This is a genomic window from Meiothermus sp. QL-1, assembly GCF_003351145.1.
Lineage (GTDB): Bacteria > Deinococcota > Deinococci > Deinococcales > Thermaceae > Meiothermus.
This window is the reverse complement of the sequence record NZ_QQSV01000003.1, coordinates 48,212-64,950: the sequence shown is the minus strand read 5'-3', so window position 1 is coordinate 64,950 and position 16,739 is coordinate 48,212. Positions and strand designations below refer to the sequence as shown.

At 66.0% G+C, this 16,739-nt stretch carries 14 protein-coding genes; 6 read left to right on the top strand and 8 right to left on the bottom strand.

The genetic code is table 11. The features are described from left to right. Window positions 1-113 precede the first annotated feature (113 nt). Window positions 114-1,979, top strand: coding sequence for an ATP-dependent zinc metalloprotease FtsH (gene ftsH, locus DV704_RS05085; RefSeq protein WP_114798661.1), 1,866 nt, complete (start codon window positions 114-116; stop codon window positions 1,977-1,979). A 217-nt stretch (window positions 1,980-2,196) separates the two neighbouring features. Here ftsH and rplL read toward each other — a convergent pair whose 3' ends face one another. Beyond that, complete coding sequence (gene rplL, locus DV704_RS05080) at window positions 2,197-2,577, bottom strand: 50S ribosomal protein L7/L12 (protein WP_114798490.1); 381 nt, start codon at window positions 2,575-2,577, stop codon at window positions 2,197-2,199. A gap of 19 nt (window positions 2,578-2,596) precedes the next feature. Further along, window positions 2,597-3,124 carry a 50S ribosomal protein L10 gene (gene rplJ, locus DV704_RS05075; protein WP_114798489.1) on the bottom strand — a complete coding sequence of 176 codons (528 nt, stop codon included), beginning with the start codon at window positions 3,122-3,124 and terminating at the stop codon, window positions 2,597-2,599. A 296-nt stretch (window positions 3,125-3,420) separates the two neighbouring features. Here rplJ and rplS point away from each other — a divergent pair, with 296 nt between their 5' ends. Next, window positions 3,421-3,822 carry a 50S ribosomal protein L19 gene (rplS, locus tag DV704_RS05070; RefSeq protein WP_114798660.1) on the top strand — a complete coding sequence of 134 codons (402 nt, stop codon included), beginning with the start codon at window positions 3,421-3,423 and terminating at the stop codon, window positions 3,820-3,822. Between the two features lie 83 nt (window positions 3,823-3,905). Beyond that, entirely contained in the window at window positions 3,906-4,355 is a 450-nt protein-coding gene (locus DV704_RS05065; RefSeq protein ID WP_114798488.1) for a CZB domain-containing protein, read from the top strand. Here DV704_RS05065 and carB read toward each other — a convergent pair. Both carB and DV704_RS05055 read right to left on the bottom strand, forming a co-directional pair. Continuing rightward, window positions 4,327-7,419: a carbamoyl-phosphate synthase large subunit gene (carB, locus tag DV704_RS05060; protein ID WP_114798487.1), complete on the bottom strand. Its 3,093-nt coding sequence runs from the start codon at window positions 7,417-7,419 to the stop codon at window positions 4,327-4,329. The two genes, DV704_RS05065 and carB, sit on opposite strands and share 29 nt — an antisense overlap. 101 nt (window positions 7,420-7,520) lie before the next feature. After that, a complete protein-coding gene (locus DV704_RS05055) occupies window positions 7,521-8,717 on the bottom strand; it encodes a glycosyltransferase family 4 protein (protein ID WP_114798486.1) in 1,197 nt (398 codons plus the stop codon). 77 nt (window positions 8,718-8,794) lie between these two features. Between DV704_RS05055 and gabT the strand changes: the two genes are divergently transcribed. Both gabT and DV704_RS05045 read left to right on the top strand, forming a co-directional pair. Further along, on the top strand, window positions 8,795-10,108 hold the full coding sequence (gene gabT, locus DV704_RS05050; protein WP_114798485.1) for a 4-aminobutyrate--2-oxoglutarate transaminase: 1,314 nt from the start codon (window positions 8,795-8,797) through the stop codon (window positions 10,106-10,108). Between the two features lie 42 nt (window positions 10,109-10,150). Continuing rightward, window positions 10,151-11,530 (top strand): DUF4832 domain-containing protein, encoded by a 1,380-nt coding sequence (locus DV704_RS05045; protein WP_158539604.1) that lies wholly within the window; start codon window positions 10,151-10,153, stop codon window positions 11,528-11,530. Here DV704_RS05045 and DV704_RS05040 read toward each other — a convergent pair. Both DV704_RS05040 and prfA read right to left on the bottom strand, forming a co-directional pair. Then, window positions 11,527-11,994, bottom strand: a complete 468-nt coding sequence (locus DV704_RS05040) for an NUDIX hydrolase (protein ID WP_114798659.1) — start codon at window positions 11,992-11,994, stop codon at window positions 11,527-11,529. The genes DV704_RS05045 and DV704_RS05040 overlap by 4 nt on opposite strands. An 18-nt stretch (window positions 11,995-12,012) precedes the next feature. Next, entirely contained in the window at window positions 12,013-13,086 is a 1,074-nt protein-coding gene (gene prfA, locus DV704_RS05035) for a peptide chain release factor 1 (protein ID WP_114798483.1), read from the bottom strand. A 185-nt stretch (window positions 13,087-13,271) separates the two neighbouring features. On the opposite strand from prfA, the gene DV704_RS05030 reads away from it, so the two are divergent. Then, window positions 13,272-13,847: a hypothetical protein gene (locus DV704_RS05030; RefSeq protein WP_114798482.1), complete on the top strand. Its 576-nt coding sequence runs from the start codon at window positions 13,272-13,274 to the stop codon at window positions 13,845-13,847. Here the strand turns inward: DV704_RS05030 and DV704_RS05025 are convergent. Both DV704_RS05025 and bshA read right to left on the bottom strand, forming a co-directional pair. Then, entirely contained in the window at window positions 13,844-15,253 is a 1,410-nt protein-coding gene (locus DV704_RS05025; protein ID WP_114798481.1) for a DUF4832 domain-containing protein, read from the bottom strand. The genes DV704_RS05030 and DV704_RS05025 overlap by 4 nt on opposite strands. Window positions 15,254-15,366: 113 nt before the next feature. Next, window positions 15,367-16,653 (bottom strand): N-acetyl-alpha-D-glucosaminyl L-malate synthase BshA, encoded by a 1,287-nt coding sequence (gene bshA / locus DV704_RS05020; protein WP_114798480.1) that lies wholly within the window; start codon window positions 16,651-16,653, stop codon window positions 15,367-15,369. Window positions 16,654-16,739: the final 86 nt, after the last annotated feature.

Genomic DNA, 16,739 nt, shown 5'->3' with positions numbered 1-16,739 from the left:
TTTTAAGCCCTAGGTCGCATTCGTTGCTGGGGAATCGGGTAGCATATACTGCAAGTTTGAACACGGGGCCTCGCCCATCCAGCAGGCCCCGGCCCTACCACGGAGGTCCGATTTTGCCCACACGCATCAATCCCTGGAGCCTGGTCCTTATCGCAATCCTGGCCTACTGGCTTTTCACCCTGTTCGGCAGCAGCAATCCCCGCAGCACCATTACCTACACCGACTTCCTCACCTATGTCGAGCAGGGCAAGGTGGCCCGGGTTATCCTGCAGGAAGGTCGCATCAACGGCTTCTTCAAAGCCCCTGAGCGCGTTCGGGTGGGCAACACCACCGAGACCACCGACCGCTTCAGCGTGGTGGCGCTGCCGGCGGGCTACACCGACCCCCAGTTCACCCAGCTTTTGCGCCAGCACGGGGTGGTCATCGAGAACCGCCCGCCCAGCATCTGGCCCCAGCTTCTTTATACCCTGCTGCCCATCCTCCTGCTCATTGGCTTCTGGTGGTTCTTCTTCATGCGGGCCCAGGGCGGAGCCGGCCAGGTCATGCAGTTCGGGCAGAGCCGGGCCCGGCTTTACGGCAAAGAGAAGCGGGTCAACACCACCTTCAAGGATGTGGCCGGCCACACCGAGGCCAAGCGCGAGCTGATGGAGGTGGTGGACTTCCTCAAAAACCCCCAGAAGTACATCGCCCTCGGGGCCGAGATCCCCAAGGGGGTGCTCCTGGTGGGCCCCCCGGGCACCGGCAAGACCCTCCTCACGCGGGCCGTGGCCGGGGAGGCAGGGGTGCCCTTCTTCTCGGTCTCGGCCTCGGAGTTCATGGAGATGTTTGTGGGGGTGGGGGCCAGCCGGGTGCGCACCCTGTTCGAGGAGGCCCGGCGCAACGCCCCGGCCATCATCTTCATCGACGAGCTGGACTCCATCGGGCGCAAGCGGGGGGCCGGCATCGGCGGGGGCCACGACGAGCGCGAACAAACCCTGAACCAGATCCTCTCTGAGATGGACGGCTTCGAGAAGGACACCAGTGTGATCGTCCTGGCCGCCACCAACCGCCCGGATATCCTCGACCCGGCGCTTTTGCGCCCAGGGCGCTTCGACCGGCAGGTGGTGATTGGGCTGCCTACCCTGGAGGAGCGCAAGGAAATCCTGCAGGTGCACATGCGGGGCAAGAGAATCGCCCCGGACGTGGACCTGGAGGGCCTGGCCCGCCTCACCCCTCAGTTCAGCGGGGCCGACCTCAAGAACCTGGTCAACGAGGCGGCCCTGCAGGCTGCGCGCGAGAATGCCAGCGAGATTACCCAGGCCCACTTTCAAACCGCCCTGGACAAGATCATCCTGGGGCTGGAGCGGGGTACCCTCAAGCTCAGCGAGCAGGAGAAGCGCGCCGTGGCCTACCACGAGGCCGGCCACGCGATTGTAGGGGAGGTGCTGCCCTACGCCGATAAGACCGAAAAGGTCTCCATCGTGCCGCGGGGCATGGCCCTGGGGGCTCGCTGGAGCAAGCCCGAGGAACGCATCCTGATGAGCAAGGAGCACCTCGAGGACACCCTGGCCATGACCCTGGCGGGCCGGGCTGCCGAGGAGCTCTTCGTGGGCACCATCACCACCGGGGCTGCAGGCGATTTCAAGCAGGCCACCGCTTTGGCTAAGCAAATGGTGCTGGACTGGGGGATGGGCGACCACTTCAAAAACGTGGCCTGGGGCTCCAACACCGGTCCCATCTTCCTGGGCGAGGAGATTGCCAAGAAGCAAGACCACTCCGAGGAGACCAGCCGCCTCATCGACGCCGACATCCGGGCCATCCTGGACCGGGCCTACGAGAAGGCCAAGGCGGTGCTAAGCGAGCACGCCGAGGCGGTGCACAAGCTGGCGGAGGAGCTCCTCGAGCGCGAGGTGGTGCAGGGAGAGCGGGTGCGGGAGATCATCGCCCAAACCCGGGCCCCCGAGGCGGTGGCCTCGTCCACCCCCCACCCCGAGGCCTGAGGCCCTGCCAAGAGGAGGCCCCCGGGTTGGCGCCCGGGGGATTCACATGAAGCGTCTGGCAATACAATTGGTATCACATGCTCAAATATCTGTCAACACTTTTCAAAAAGGTGCCGATTATCTTGCACACCGTTACAAATAAAAATGCCAATTGTCAAAAAAAACCTAGACAAGAAGACCCCCTGGGCCCGGGGCCCAGGGGGACCAGCGCCATCCGCTACTTGAGCTCGACCTTGGCGCCCGCGTCCTCGAGCTGCTTCTTGATCTTCTCGGCCTCCTCTTTGGCGATGCCCTCTTTGACCACGCCCCCCTGCTCGGCCAGGTCCTTGGCCTCTTTGAGGCCCAGCCCGGTAATGGCGCGCAGCTCCTTGATGACGTTGAGCTTGTTGGGGCCCGCTTCCTTGAGAACCACGTCGAACTCGGTCTTCTCCTCTGCCGCCGGGGCCGCCGCACCCGCCGCCGCCCCGGGCACGGCCACCGCCACCGGGGCCGCTGCGGTTACCCCCCACTCTTCCTTGAGGGCATCGATGAGCTGCTTGAGTTCCAGAACGGTCGCGTTGGAAAGTTGAGCCTTGATTGCCTCGATATCCAGAGCCATCCTCGTACCTCCAAACCGCCTAGGCGGCTTCCTCTAGCTTTTGCACCCGGGCTTCCAGCACGCCCACCAGTTCTTGCGCCTTGGCCCCCAGCACGCCCACCAGGTTGGAGAGCGTGGCCGAGAGCACCCCCACCAGCTCGGCCTGCAGCTCCTTCTGGCTGGGTAGGTCAGCCAGAACCTCCACCTGCTGGGCCGAAAGGGGCTGCCCCGAAAGCATCCCTCCCTTGAAGGCCGGGATGCCCTTGTCGTTCGTCTTGGCGAACTCCTTGAGGACCTTGGCCACCGCAGCGGGGTCGCTGAAGACCACCAGCGCCGACGGCCCCGAAAGCCCCTCGATGGGGGAGAGCCCCAGGTCGCTCATGGCCCTGCGGACCAGGGTGTTCTTGGCCACGATAAGCTGGCCGCCCTTCTCCCGCAAAAGCCTGCGCAGCTTGCCCGTGGGGCCTGCCTCCAGACCCTGGTAGTTCACCAGGAAGAACGAGCCTTGCGCAGCCCTCAGGGTCTCTGTAAGAAACCCCAGCGTCTCGATGTTGCGCTTACTCGGCAAAGCTCCTCCTATCCGCTGCCACAAGGCAGCTTTCTGGACCTAGGGAAGTCCAAACCGGTCTTCCTCGAGCAACGCTTCCCTACTAGCGCCTCGGCGACATCTTTAAGGCCTATGCCCGTCGCTGTCTTCGGCCACTCCTGAAGAGTGCCAAGGGTGGATTATAAAAGCCCCCTTGCCATTTGACAAGGGGGTTGCTAGAGTATATGGCTGGTCTTGCCCGAGTATCTGCCGTGCGGATACGCCGAGGGCTTTCATCCATGAACCCCAGCCGGGTTCCGCTGGAGCAAGGAGAGCACATGAACCGTGGCGCTTTAATCAAGGTGGTCGAGAAAAAGTACACCCGCTCCGACATCCCCGAGTTCAAGCCGGGCGATACTGTGCGGGTCAACTACAAGGTAACGGAGGGCAACCGCACCCGTATCCAGACCTACGAGGGCGTGGTCATCAAGATCAAGCGCAACGGCTACAACAGCTCCTTTACCGTGCGCAAAATTTCCTTCAACGAAGGGGTGGAGCGCATCTTCCCCTTCAACTCTCCCCTAATCGAAAGCGTGCAGGTGGTGAACCGGGGCAAGGTGCGCCGGGCCAAGCTTTACTACCTGCGCCGGCTGCGGGGTAAGGCGGCCCGCATCAAGGGCGACCGCAAGCGCATCAACGAAGACCTGGCCGCCAAGGAGGCCAAGCCCGCTGCAGAGTAAGCGGGGCCGGGGCTACCCTGGCCCCTTCGGTCATTTGACCCGAGGCCTCCCACCAGGGCTGCTACCCTGAAAAGGGGGTTTCGATGGGACTGCTCGACTGGCTGAGAGGCTGGCGCGGCGGCAACGCTCATCCGTTGCCCGCGCTTTCGCAAGAGGAGCGGGAGTTTCACGGCCTGGATGTCCAGGCTGTCCTCGAGGCCCATCTGGCCTGGCGCAAGCGGCTGGAAGCAGCCCTGGCAGGAGAGCACCCGGTGCCCGAACTTTCGGTGATTGTTCGGGACGACCAGTGCACCCTCGGCCAGTGGATCCACGGCCCCGCGGCCCGCAGCACCCTGGCCCTCCACCCGGAGTTCGCCCAGCTGCGCGAGGCCCACCGCCGCTTTCACCTGTGCGCCGCCCGGGTGGTCCAGGTCTTCCGCCTGCAGGGCTTGGAGGCAGCCCAGAGGCTGCTGGAAGGGGAGTTCAACGAGCGCTCCAAAGAGATCGTGCAAAGCCTGGTGGCCCTTATGGAGCGGGAGAAAGCCCTATACTAGCCGCGTGCCAGGCCTGCAACGAGCGCACCGGCAGGCTGGAGGCCCGGGCCCGGCGGATGGCCTCGAGGCTCCAGCGGGCCCCTTCCGCTGTGGTGATGAAGGGCCTGCCCTGCTCCACCGCCCGGCGCAGCTCGGGGTGGGGGGCGAGGGCGATGAGCAGGTCGTAGTCCTCCTCGGAAACCTCAAACCCTGCCTCCGCCCACTCGGCCTTCAAGGCCTCGGCGCCGATGAAGCGCACCCTGCCTCTAAGCGGCAACCGCTGGCCCACCCCCAGCTCGGCCCGGTAGTAGGCCAGGTAGGGGTCGGCATCCAGACCCATGCTCTCGCCGGTGGAGCGCATCTCTGGCCCCAGCAGCGGAATCACCCCAGGGAACTTGAGCCAGGGGATGAGCACCTCCTTGACCGCGTAGAAGGCCGGGGTGGGATCCTGGGTGAAGCCCAGGTCTTCTAGGGTTTTGCCCACTGCAATCAGGGCGGCGTACTTGGCCAGGGGGTGGCCGATGGCCTTGGAGACGAAGGGCACCGTGCGGGAGGCGCGGGGGTTGGCCTCCAGAATATAAACCAATCCATCCTTTACGGCGTACTGCACGTTGATGAGGCCCCTCACCCCTATGCTCAGCGCCAGCTTGCGGGTGTAGTCCTTGATGGTGGCAATTTGCTCGGGCGCAAGCGAGATGGGGGGCAGGATGGTGGCCGAGTCGCCGGAGTGCACCCCGGCCCGCTCGATGTGCTCCATGATGCCAGCCACAACCACCCGCTCCCCGTCACAGAGGGCGTCCACGTCGAGCTCGAGCGCCCCCTCCAGGTACTGGTCCAGGAGAATCGAGGGCCGCTCGGCCAAAGCTGCGTAGACCTCCTCCAGGTACCTCTTTAGCTCCTCGGGGCTTCCCACCACCTGCATGGCCCGCCCCCCCAGGACATAGCTGGGCCGCACCATCAGGGGATAGCCCAGCTCCTTGGCCAGCCGGAGGGCCTCCTCGGCGGTCCGGGCCACCGCCCCCCTGGGCTGGGGAATGCCCAGCTCGGCGCAGAGCCGGTTGAACTCCGCGCGGTCCTCAGCCTTGTGGATGGCCTCCCAGGGGGTACCCAGCAAGCGCACCCCGGCCTCGGCCAGCGGGCGGGCCAGCTTGAGGGGGGTCTGCCCACCCAGGGTAGCAATCACCCCCAGGGGCTTCTCGTGCTCCACCAGGTTGAGCACGTCCTCCAGGGTAAGGGGCTCGAAGTAGAGGCGGTCGGCGGTGTCGTAGTCGGTGCTCACGGTCTCGGGGTTGGAGTTGACCATGATGGTCTCGAACCCGGCTTCCCGCAGGGCCCAGACCGCGTGCACCGTGGCGTAGTCGAACTCTACCCCCTGGCCGATGCGGATGGGGCCACTACCCAGAATCACCACCTTGGGCTTATCGGTCTGGCGCACCTCATCTTCCAGCTCGTAGGCGCTGTAGTGATAGGGGGTGTAGGCTTCGAACTCGGCCGCGCAGGTGTCCACGGTCTTGTAAACCGGCCGCACCCCCAGGGCCTGCCGGGTGCGCCGCACCTCCGGCTCGGGAAGACCCAGAAGCTCGCCCAGCCGCCGGTCCGAAAGGCCCAGGCCCTTCACATAGCGCCAGTCCTCGGCGTCCTTTGGGGGGGTACTCTTGAGGGCAGCTTCGGTCGCTACCACCTCCTTGAACTGGTGAAGGAACCAGGGCTCAATGCGGGTCCGCTCGTAGATGCGCTCCACCGGCTCGCCCCGCCGCAAAAGCTCCAGCACCGCGTAGATGCGGGTGGGGCTGGGGTAAAGCCGGGCCCAAAGCTCCTCGGTGGTGTAGCCTGAGAACTCCGTCCGCACGTCGGCCTCCAGGCTGCGCAGGGCCTTGCCAAAGGACTCCTTGAAGGTGCGGCCTATGGCCATCACCTCGCCCACGCTCTTCATCTGGGTGCCGAGCCGGTCGGAGAAGCCGCCCGGCAGCGTGTTGGGCAGGGTGCTGAACTTCTCGAAGGCAAAGCGGGGAATCTTGGTGACCACGTAGTCGATGGTGGGCTCGAAGGAGGCCGGGGTCTTCCGAGTGATATCGTTGGGAATCTCGTCCAGGGTGTAGCCCACCGCCAGCAAAGCGGCAATCTTGGCGATGGGGAAGCCGGTGGCCTTGGAGGCCAGGGCGCTGGAGCGCGAGACCCTGGGGTTCATCTCGATCACGATCATCCGCCCGCTTTTAGGGTCAATGGCGAACTGGATGTTCGAGCCGCCGGTCTCCACGCCGATCTCGCGGATGATGGCGATGGCCGCGTCGCGCATCCGCTGGTACTCCACATCGGAGAGGGTCTGGGCGGGGGCCACGGTGATGGAATCGCCGGTGTGGACGCCCATGGGGTCTACGTTCTCGATGGAGGTGATAATCACCACGGTGTCGTTCTTGTCCCGCATCACCTCGAGCTCGTACTCCTTCCAGCCCACGATGGACTCCTCCACCAGCGCCGAGTGGGTGGGGGAGAGCGAGAGGCCCCGGGTGAGGGTCTCGATAAACTCCGCTTCGTTTTCGGCAATCCCCCCGCCGGTGCCCCCCAGGGTAAAGCTGGGCCGCACCACCACCGGGTAGCCCACCTCGCGGGCAAAGGCCAGGCCCTCTTCCAGGCTGTGCACCATCTTGCCGCGGGGCACATCCAGCCCAATCTTGAGCATGGCCTGCTGGAAGGCCTCCCGGTCCTCCCCTTTCTTGATGGCAGCGGCGTTGGCCCCTATGAGCTCCACCCCGTACTTATCGAGGATGCCCTGCTCGTAAAGGGCCATGGCCAGGTTGAGCGCGGTCTGTCCACCCAGGGTCGGGAGCAGGGCGTCCGGGCGCTCCTGGGCGATGATTTTTTCCAGGAACTCCACCGTGAGGGGCTCGAGGTAGGTCCCCTCCGAGAGCTCGGGGTCGGTCATGATGGTGGCGGGGTTGGAGTTGACCAGCACCACCTCGTAGCCCACGCTGCGCAGGGCCTTGACGGCCTGGGTGCCGGAGTAGTCGAATTCGGCGGCCTGGCCGATGGTGATGGGGCCGGAGCCGATAATCAGAATCTTTTTGAGGTCGGTGCGGGCAGGCATACCAAAGGGAGAGCATAGCATCCCCCGGGCCACCTGGCTATCCCACCCTGCATAGATTTGCAGCGCAAACGCATAAACCGCCACCCACGCGCGGCGGGGCCCTACCTAGGGCTAAGACCGCCCTGGGGAAAGCGAGGGAAAGGGAAAATGAGGCGGCGGGGCTCGAATTCCACCAGGCGGGTGGCCTCGTCGTAAACGGCCACAATCTGCTCGGCCACCCGCTTGGCCGTGCGCTGGTCGGCAAAACGGCGGGCCCCCTCGGACATCCGCCGGCGCAGGGCCTCATCCTCCAGGAGCCTTAGGGCCCGCTCGGCCATCGCCCGGTGGTCGCCGGGGGGAACCAGGTAGCCGCTTTTGCCGTCGTCCACGCCCTGCAGGGTCCCTGCGGCCCCCACCGCCACCACCGGCAGGCCCACCGCCTGCGCCTCCCAGAGCACCAGCCCCTGGGTCTCGGTCTCGCTGGCGAAGAGGAACACCTCGGCCAAACGGTAGTAGCCGCCAATCTTCTCGTAGGGCACCGCGCCCACGAAGGTCAGGTGCTCCTCCACCCCAAGCCCCCGGGCCAGCCGGAGGAGCTCCTCCTGCTCGGGCCCCATGCCCACCAGGGCCAGATGAGCGTCCGCCCGCTGGCGTATCTCGGCCAGGGCCCGGATCACCACGTCCACGCTCTTCTCCTTGCCCAGCCGCCCCACGTGCAGCAGGCGGCGCTTGCCCGAAGGCCAGGGGGGGTCTGGGTCGGGGGCTGCTTCCAGGAGGTCGGTGTCGATGCCGGTGGGGATCACCCGGATCTCCCGCTCAATCTCGTAGCTCTCGGCCAGGCGCTTCACCGGTTCGGTGGGGGCGATGACCACATCGGCCCGGTTGTAAAAGGCCTGGCAGACCTTTTGCATGATGCCCACGTAGCGGTTCAGGGTGGCCACCCCGGGGATGTAGTGGGCGTACTTCTCCAGGTGGGTGTGAAAGGTGGAAACGTGGGGCAGGCGGTGTCGGTAGGCCAGCCGGGCCCCCCAGATGCCGATGAAAAGCGGGGTATGGGTGTGGAAAATCTCGAACTCGGTGGGCAGGTAGCGGCTGCTGGGCATGGCCAGGCGCTGGTTTTCAAAGAAGGGGTAGGGCACGCTGGGCACCCGCACCACCCACTCCTCCCGTGGATCGGCCTCGGGCATCTCAGGGGCCAGCACCCAGGCCTCGTGCCCCATGCGCCGCAGCTCGCGCTTGAGCAGGTATACGCTGGTGGCAACCCCGTTTGGCCCCGGCAGATACGCGTCGGTAAACAGGCCGATACGATATAGGCGCACGGCCCTATGTTAGCACAGCCGGGCGATGGGGCCTCGAGGGGTACACAACCCCACTGCGGGGGGGTTAGACTCGAGGCATGACCCAAACCCCGTCCAAGAACCAGGCCCTGATTGAGCGCCGGCACAGAGTGCTTCCCCGCGGGGTCTCGCAGGTACACCCCATCGTGGTCGAGCGGGCCCAAGGGGGAAAAATCTGGGACGTCGATGGGAAGGAGTACCTAGACTGGTACGGCGGAATCGGGGTGCAGAACGTAGGCCACAACCACCCCAGGGTGGTAGCGGCCATCGAGCAGCAGCTCAAGCGCTACATCCACACCTGCTTCCCTGGGGTGGCCTACGAGCCCTACATCGAGCTGGCCGAGCGGCTCGCGGCCACCGCCCCTATAGAGGGGGAGAAGAAGGTCTTTTTGGTCAACACCGGGGTCGAGGCCACCGAGAACGCCATCAAGATCGCCCGCGCCTATACCAACCGGCCGGGGGTCATCGCCTTCCGGGGCAGCTTCCACGGTCGCACCCTGCTGGGCATGACCCTCACCGGCAGGTCGAGTTACCGGCAGAACTTTGGCCCCTTTGCCCCCGAGGTCTACCACGCCCCTTACCCCAGCGAGTACCACGGCATAGACACTAGGAAGGCCCTCGACGGCCTGCACGAGGTCTTCGAGACCCAGATTCAACCCGAGCGGGTGGCAGCCATCATCATCGAGCCCCAGCTCGGGGAGGGAGGGTTCATACCCGCGCCCAAGCCCTTCCTCAAGGCCTTGCGCAGCCTCACCCAGAAGTACGGTATTGTCTTCATCGACGACGAGGTGCAGACCGGGGTGGGGCGCACCGGGAAGTTCTGGGCCATCGAGCACGCCGGGGTGGAGCCCGACCTTCTCTGCTTTGCCAAGAGCATAGGGGGTGGCCTGCCGATTGGCGGGGTGCTGGGCAAGGCCCAGATTATGGACGCTCCGGCCCTGGGCGGCCTGGGCAGCACCTTTGGCGGCAACCCCCTGGCCTGTGCCGCGGCCCTGGCGGTGCTGGAGATTTTCGAGCAGGAGCGGCTGCTAGAAAAAGCGCAGAGGCTTGGGGAGCTTCTACACCAGGGCTTCCGCAAAATTCAAGCCCGCTTCCCCCAGGTGGTGGGCGATGTGCGCGGCCTGGGGCCCATGATTGCCATGGAACTGGTTAAGGACCCTGAGAGCAAAGCCCCTCACCCCCAGCTCACCCAGCGGCTGCTGGAGATTGCGCGCGAGAAGGGGCTGCTGCTCTTCAAGGCGGGGATGCACAGCAACGTGGTCCGCTGCCTGGTGCCCTTGGTGGTGAGCGAGGCGGAGGTAGAGCAGGGGCTGGCCATCCTGGAGGCCAGCCTCGAGCAGGCCCTGAGCGAGCCGGGCTTGAGGAACCCTTAAGGCTTCCCCAAGTCCATGGGCCAGGTAGGTAGACTGGCGGATGTGCTGGGGCGCCTGGGTCTTTTGCTTTTGGTTTTTCTCGCCGCCTGCAGCGAACCGGAAACGGGGGGGGGCAGCGTACCGGTGCTGCCCCCCATGGAAGGCCGGGTGGTCACCTATACCGCCAGCGACGAGAACTTCCTCAACCCCGAGCGGGGCCTCCACGTGGCCTTCCAGCTCCAGGAGGAAAACGACTACCGCTTGGTGCGCTCCGGGGGTTGGTTTGGCCTACAGGCCAGCGTGGTCTTCGCCTACGTGAGCCTCGACCAGTACCGCTACGGCGACATCCCCCAAAGCTACCTGAACCACCTGCGAGGCCGGCTGGAGAACGCCCGGCAGGGCGGGGTCAAGCTCATTCTGCGCCATTACTACGCCTTCCCGGGCAAGTCCAGCCGGCTTGAGGATGCCCCGCTCGAGCGCATGCTGCGCCACATCGAGCAGCTTAGACCCCTTTGGGCTGAGTACGAGGACATCATCTGGGCCATGCAGGCTGGGTTCATCGGCTATTGGGGGGAGTGGCACAGCTCGAGCCACGGCCTGGACCGGCCCGAAAGCAAGGACCGGCTGGTACGAGCCCTGCTCCAGGCCCTGCCCAAAAGCATCCCCTTGCAGCTTCGCTACCTGGAGGACATCGAGCGGCTCTTCCCCCAGCCCCTGCCCCCCGCCCAGGCCTTCAGCGGCGGCGACCAGGCCAGGGTGGGGCACCACAACGACTGCTTTCTGGCCGGCGAAAACGATGCCGGCACCTATAGCTGGAACCAGTGGGACCGGCAAAAGGCCTACCTGGAAAAAATCACCCGCTTCGTGCCGGTGGCGGGCGAGACCTGCGAGGTCAACCTGGGCCACCCCCGCCAGAGCTGCAGCGTGGCGTTGGCCGAGCTGCGGCGGTTCAACTGGCAGGTGCTGAGCGGCACCTGGCACCAGGAGGTGCTGGACCGCTGGAAGCGGGAGGGCTGCTACGACCAGATCGTCCGCCGGCTGGGCTACCGCTTCCGGCTGGTGCGGGCCATCCTGCCCGAAAGGCTCAGCCGGGGCAGCCGCTTCCGGGTGGGGCTGGAGATCGCCAACGACGGCTTTGCCAACCCCATCCGGCCCCGCCCGGTGCGGCTGGTGCTGCGGCATAGCCAAAGCGGCCAGACGCTTTTTTTCAACATCCCCTCCGACCCCCGCACCTGGGCGCCGGACGCCACCCAGGCGGTGCTGCTGGAGGCCACCCTACCCAGCAGCGCCCCGACCGGGGCGTACGAGGCCTTCCTGCACCTGCCCGACCCCGCGCCAGGCCTGGAGCGGCGCCCCGAGTACGCCATTCGGCTGGCCAACCAGGGGGTCTGGGAGGCCTCCACCGGCTACAACCGCCTTTTGCACACCATCCAGGTGCACTAGACCCGCACCCCCTCCCCCCCCCAGCCTGAGTAGGCGTAGTAGCGACCCCGCTCCCCCCGCAGGTAGTCCATCAGGGGCTCGAGCAGGGGGCGGTGCTCGTCCAGCTTGACCGCCACCTCCTCGGCGGTGAAGAAGCGGGCCTCCACGATGTGACCGTCGGGGTCCTTGGGGTTTAGAAGCCCCTCGTAGTCGGCGCGGAAAGCCACCGCCAGGGTGCGCTCGTGCTTGCGGGCATCCTCCACCTGTACCAAATAGGCCAGGTGCTGGATGGCCTTTACCCGCAGCCCCGTTTCCTCCCGCACCTCGCGCTCGACCGCCGCCAGCAGGGTCTCCCCTGCCTCCACCATGCCCCCGGGCAGGGTGTAGCGCACCCTGCCCCGCCGGCTCCAATCGTTGGCCACCAGCAGAACCCGTCCGTGGCGGTCCATCAGAATGGCCGCAACCACCAGCAAGTCGCGCCGCAGGCCCTGCATAGCCCTAATCTAGGCAGGCCGGTTTCCCGATAGGGCCTCGAGCTGCCGCTCCTGATCGGCCCTGCGCAAGGCCTCGTGCAGCTTGGAAAGGTCACCCGAGAGCACCCCTTCCAGGTCGTGCGTGGTGAAGCCGATGCGGTGGTCGGTGACGCGGGACTGGGGAAAGTTGTAGGTGCGGATCTTCTCGCTGCGCTCGCCCGCGCCGATCTGGGCCAGGCGGCTCTCCCGCCGCTTGGCCGCCTCCTCGGCCCGCTTCATCTCCAAAAGCCGGGAGCGCAGGATGGCCAGGGCCCTTTCCCGGTTCTTGATCTGGCTGCGCGACTCCATGCAAGAGACGATGATTCCGGTGGGCTTGTGCAGAACCTGCACCGCCGAGTCGGTGGTGTTGACCCCCTGCCCTCCTGGCCCCGAGGCCCGCGAGACGGTAATCTCCAGGTCGGCTGGGTCAAGGGCCACATCCACCTCCTCGGCCTCGGGCATCACCGCCACGGTGGCGGTGGAGGTGTGGATGCGGCCCTGGGTTTCGGTGGCCGGCACCCGCTGCACCCGGTGCACCCCGGCCTCGTACTTCAGGTAGCCGTAGGCCCCGGGGCCCTCCACCCCGAAGACCACCTTGGAGACCCCCCCCAGGTCGGTGAGGGAGCTCTCCAGCACCTCCACCCGGTAGCCTCCCCGCCGGGCGTATTCCATGAGCATATCCCGCAGCTCGGCAGCAAACAGCGCGGCCTCTTCCCCGCCGGTACCGGCCCGCACCTCCACGATGGCGTTCTTCTCGTCCAAAGGGTCTTTGGGCAGAAGCAGGAGCTCGAGCTCACCCTCCAAAGCCTGAATGCGCGGTTCCAGGGCCTCGAGGTCGGCTCGGGCCATCTCGGAAAGCTCCGGGTCGGAAAGCAGCTCGCGGGCCTGTTCCCGCTGGGAGAGGGCCTCCTTGTAGGCGCGAATGGTGGCCACCAGATGGCCCATCTCGGCGTAGCGCTTGCTCACGCGCTGGTACTGCGAAGGGTTGGCCAGCACCGCCGGGTCCGCTAGCTGCTGCTCTAGTGCCTGGTACTCCTTTTCCAAAGAATCGAGCTTCTCCAGCATACCCGGTCACTTCTACCAGGATACCGCCTCCCCGCCACGTAACGCCCGGCATAACCCGGCCTGCGCCCACCAGAAGCCCTGTTCTGACACCGCATCTACCCCCCCGACCGTTCTTCACCTAAACGTAATGGCCAGGGTAACTACCTTTTCATGCAGCCCGAGCGGCCTTGTTCTATAAGGCAGGTATGCGAAGCCTTATATGGCTAATCCCAGCCGCGCTGCTGGCTGGCTGCAGCCAGACGGCGGTGCTGGCTGCCTGGTCGGAGGAAGTACGGCCCCCCGCCCTCACCGCCACCCTCGACGCTGGCAACAGCGGGCTGGCCGCTTACTACTGCCGGCGGGCCTTCTGCGCCGGCGACGACGCCCAGAACCAGCCGGTGCGGGCCTTCGTCGCCTTCGAGCTCAAGGACCTTCCCCCCAACCCGCGGGCCACCCTGCGCTTGTACCAGGGAGAGGCCAGCACAACCTACGACCAGCTCGGGCACCTGCTCGTCGAGCGCATCCGGGTGGATAACCTGCAAGACCCCGCGGCCTTCGACGCCCCAGCCCTCTTCCAGCTAGAAAACCGGACCGGAGGGGAGGGGTGGCTCGAGTTCGACCTCACCCCTGCCCTCCGGGCTGCCCGGGCCGAGGGGGCGACCACCCTCCAGCTCCGGCTGCGCTTCCAGCGGCCCACCAACTTCAACCATCGGGGCGACCTGGCCCTCTACAGCCTGGCCCCAGGCTACGCCCCCGAGCTCGTCCTGCGGCCAGGGGACTAGGGCACGCGGATGGTCTGGTTGAGCCGGTTGTAGCCGGTGGAGGCCTCCCAGACCCCCTGGTTGGCCAGCCGGATGGCGTACTCGGGGCGCCGCTCTAGGCTTGGCGCGGGGTCGGGCAGGTGCAGCAGAAGCTCGTAGCTGCCCGCGGGTACCCCCGAAAGGGGCTGGTCTATCTGCAGGGTCTGGGTGGTGCCCGCATACCAGCGGCGCACATCAGCCTCCAGGTTCAGGCTGTAGACCTGCCCCCCCTGGGTGTTCCTCAGCACCAGCCGCACCGGGCGGGGGTTGAAGGGCGCAGCCCAGCCCTCGTTGCGAAGGGTGATGCGCGCCCTGAGCCGCCGGCCCTCGGCCACCTCGGGCACCACCGACTCCACCAGGGCAAGCCGGTAGCCTAGCCGGCTCTCGATGGTGCCGTAGATGCCCCACTGCCGCCAACGGTCGATGTTGCCGAAGTCGTTGGCGATGAAGCTCCAGTTGAAGCGGGCCAGCTCGGCGAGCTGCCCCTGGGGGCTGCGGCGGTCGTAGGGGTCGTAGCCGGCCTCGGGCACGTCCCCGCACATCTCCCCGCCCACCGGCATGTAGCGGGTCATGGACTGGAGGTAGTTGCGGTCGATGTCCCGCTGGGGGTTGTCCCAGGCGTAGGTCCCGGCGTCCGACTGGTTCACCATGAAGCAGTCGTTGTGGTGCCCCAGGCGGGAGGCGATGTGGTTCGGGTCGAAGGCCTGGGCCTCGCTAAAGCCCTGGGGCACGAAGAGGCGCAGGGTGTGGACATAGCGCAGCTGGATTTTGCGGTTCTGCGGCAAAACCTCGGCCAGCCGGTAGACGATGGCCCTGAGGTCGTCGTTGGAGAGGTTGGCATAGTCGTGCCACTCGCCCCAGGGGCCTACAAAACCGGCCTGAAAAGCCGCAATCACGTCGGCATTCTTCCTGAGAAGCGGAGCAAGCTGCTCGATGTGGCGGAAGATGCGGCTCCGGTCCGCGGTGGTGGTGCCGCCCCAGGTGTACCAGAAACGGGGGGTAACCTTCAACCCGGCGTTTCGCACCCGCTCGAAGCGGCGGTCGAGTTCATCGAGGTACCAGCCCGGGATGTCCGAGTGCTGGTAGTTCTGCAAGGAGATGTAGCCCTGGAACAGGGTGTAGCCCTGCGCGCGCATCCCCTCGATATCGATCCCGGCCATACTGGTAGAGCCGATGCTCTGCCCCATCTGCCGCCCGGGCCGGAAGCCCCGCTCGGGGTTTGGGAAGATTTCGTTGCTCGGGGTATAGGTGACCGTCCTACCGCTCAAAGGCGAGGGGCTCGAGCCGGCAGAGGGGCCGGTTTCTTCCTGGGTCTGGGTACCGCAAGCCGCCAACAGCGCCAAAAGAGGTAGAAGCAACCGAAGGGAGACAGCTGCAAACCTGCTCACGCCGAGAGCCTACCTGCGTGACTCAGGTCGTTTCGTTAGTTAGAAGTTAAGTAACCTTAAGACCTGGCAGGAAGCCCTCGCTGGCGGATTAAGCCTTCTTTATCGAATTTTCATCAAAAGCCCCCAGGCCCTACAGACGTAACGCCCGAGGTTAGCTCCAGGGTCCTCTCATAGACCTCCAGGTACTTAGGCAGCACCACCTCGGGGCGGAAGTGGCTCACCGCCCGCTCGCGGGCCAGCTCGCCCATGCTCCGCCGCCGGGTACGGCTGGTGAGGATCTCCAGGCTGGCCTCGAGCATGCCCTGGATATCCCCCACCGGTCGCAAAAAGCCGGTGCGGCCCTCCTCCACCAGCTCCGGCAGCCCCCCTACCCGGCTGGCCACCACCGGCACCCCGCTGGCCATGGCCTCCAGCGCCACCAGGCCAAAGGACTCCTGCTCCGAAGGCAGAAGCAGCAGGTCGGCCACGCTCATGAAGCGCTCGACGTAGGGGGTGAACTCCAGGAACTGCACCCGCCCGGCAATCTCGAGCTCGTGCGCCAGCTCGATGGCCTCCTGACGCAAGGGTCCCTCGCCAATCATCAACATGCGGGCGGGCATCCGCTCGGCTATACCGGCGAAGACCCGCAGGGCATCCAGGGGCCGCTTGACCGAGCGGAAGTTGGAAACATGGAGCACAATCGCCTCCTCGGGCTGGGCGAAGCGGGCCCGATAGGCTGGGTCGCGGTTGGGCTTGAAGCGCTCGGGGTCAACCCAGTTGTAGATCACCTCGATCTCGCGCTCCACCCCCAGCTTGGTCCGGGCGTCCTGGGCTAGGGCCTGAGAGACCGCGGTGACCGCATCAGAGCTGCGCACCGCGTGCTGGGTGGTCTTGGCAAAGGCCGGCTCCAGGCCCACCAAGGTTACGTCGGTGCCGTGCAGGGTGGTGACCACCTTGATGGGGTGGCCCATCTCCCGCACCAGTATGGCGCTGGTGGCGTGGGGGATGGCGTAGTGGGCGTGCACCAGCTCGATTTGATGCCGCTCGATGAGCTCGGCCAGGGAGTTGGCTGCGGTAATGGGGGTAAGCGGCTCGCGGAAAAGGGGATAGTCGGCCGAGAGCACCTGGTGAAAATGCAGCGAACCAGCGCGGAGGGGCTTTTTCAGCAGACCCAGCCAGCGGGCCACACTATCCTTAGAAGCCCGGAAAATGCGGCCCAACCCCCCCACGGGGCTTTGACCGGTGGAGAGCAGGTTGCTCTCTAGGCCCATCTGGCTCAGCCTTTCGTCGGTAAGCCGGAACGGCCGCTCGGTGGCCACCACGTGCACCGTGTGCCCCAGTCCAGCTAGGGCCAGAGCGAGCTCGGTGGCCACCACCCCCGAGCCTCCGGCGCTGGCGTGGCAGAGAATGGCAATCTTCATCGGACCTCCTTTCCCCCACAATGCCCCCATGATGCGGGTAGCTGTTCAGCACAGCTTCAGCCTGGGCATCGTCGGGGATGAGTGTA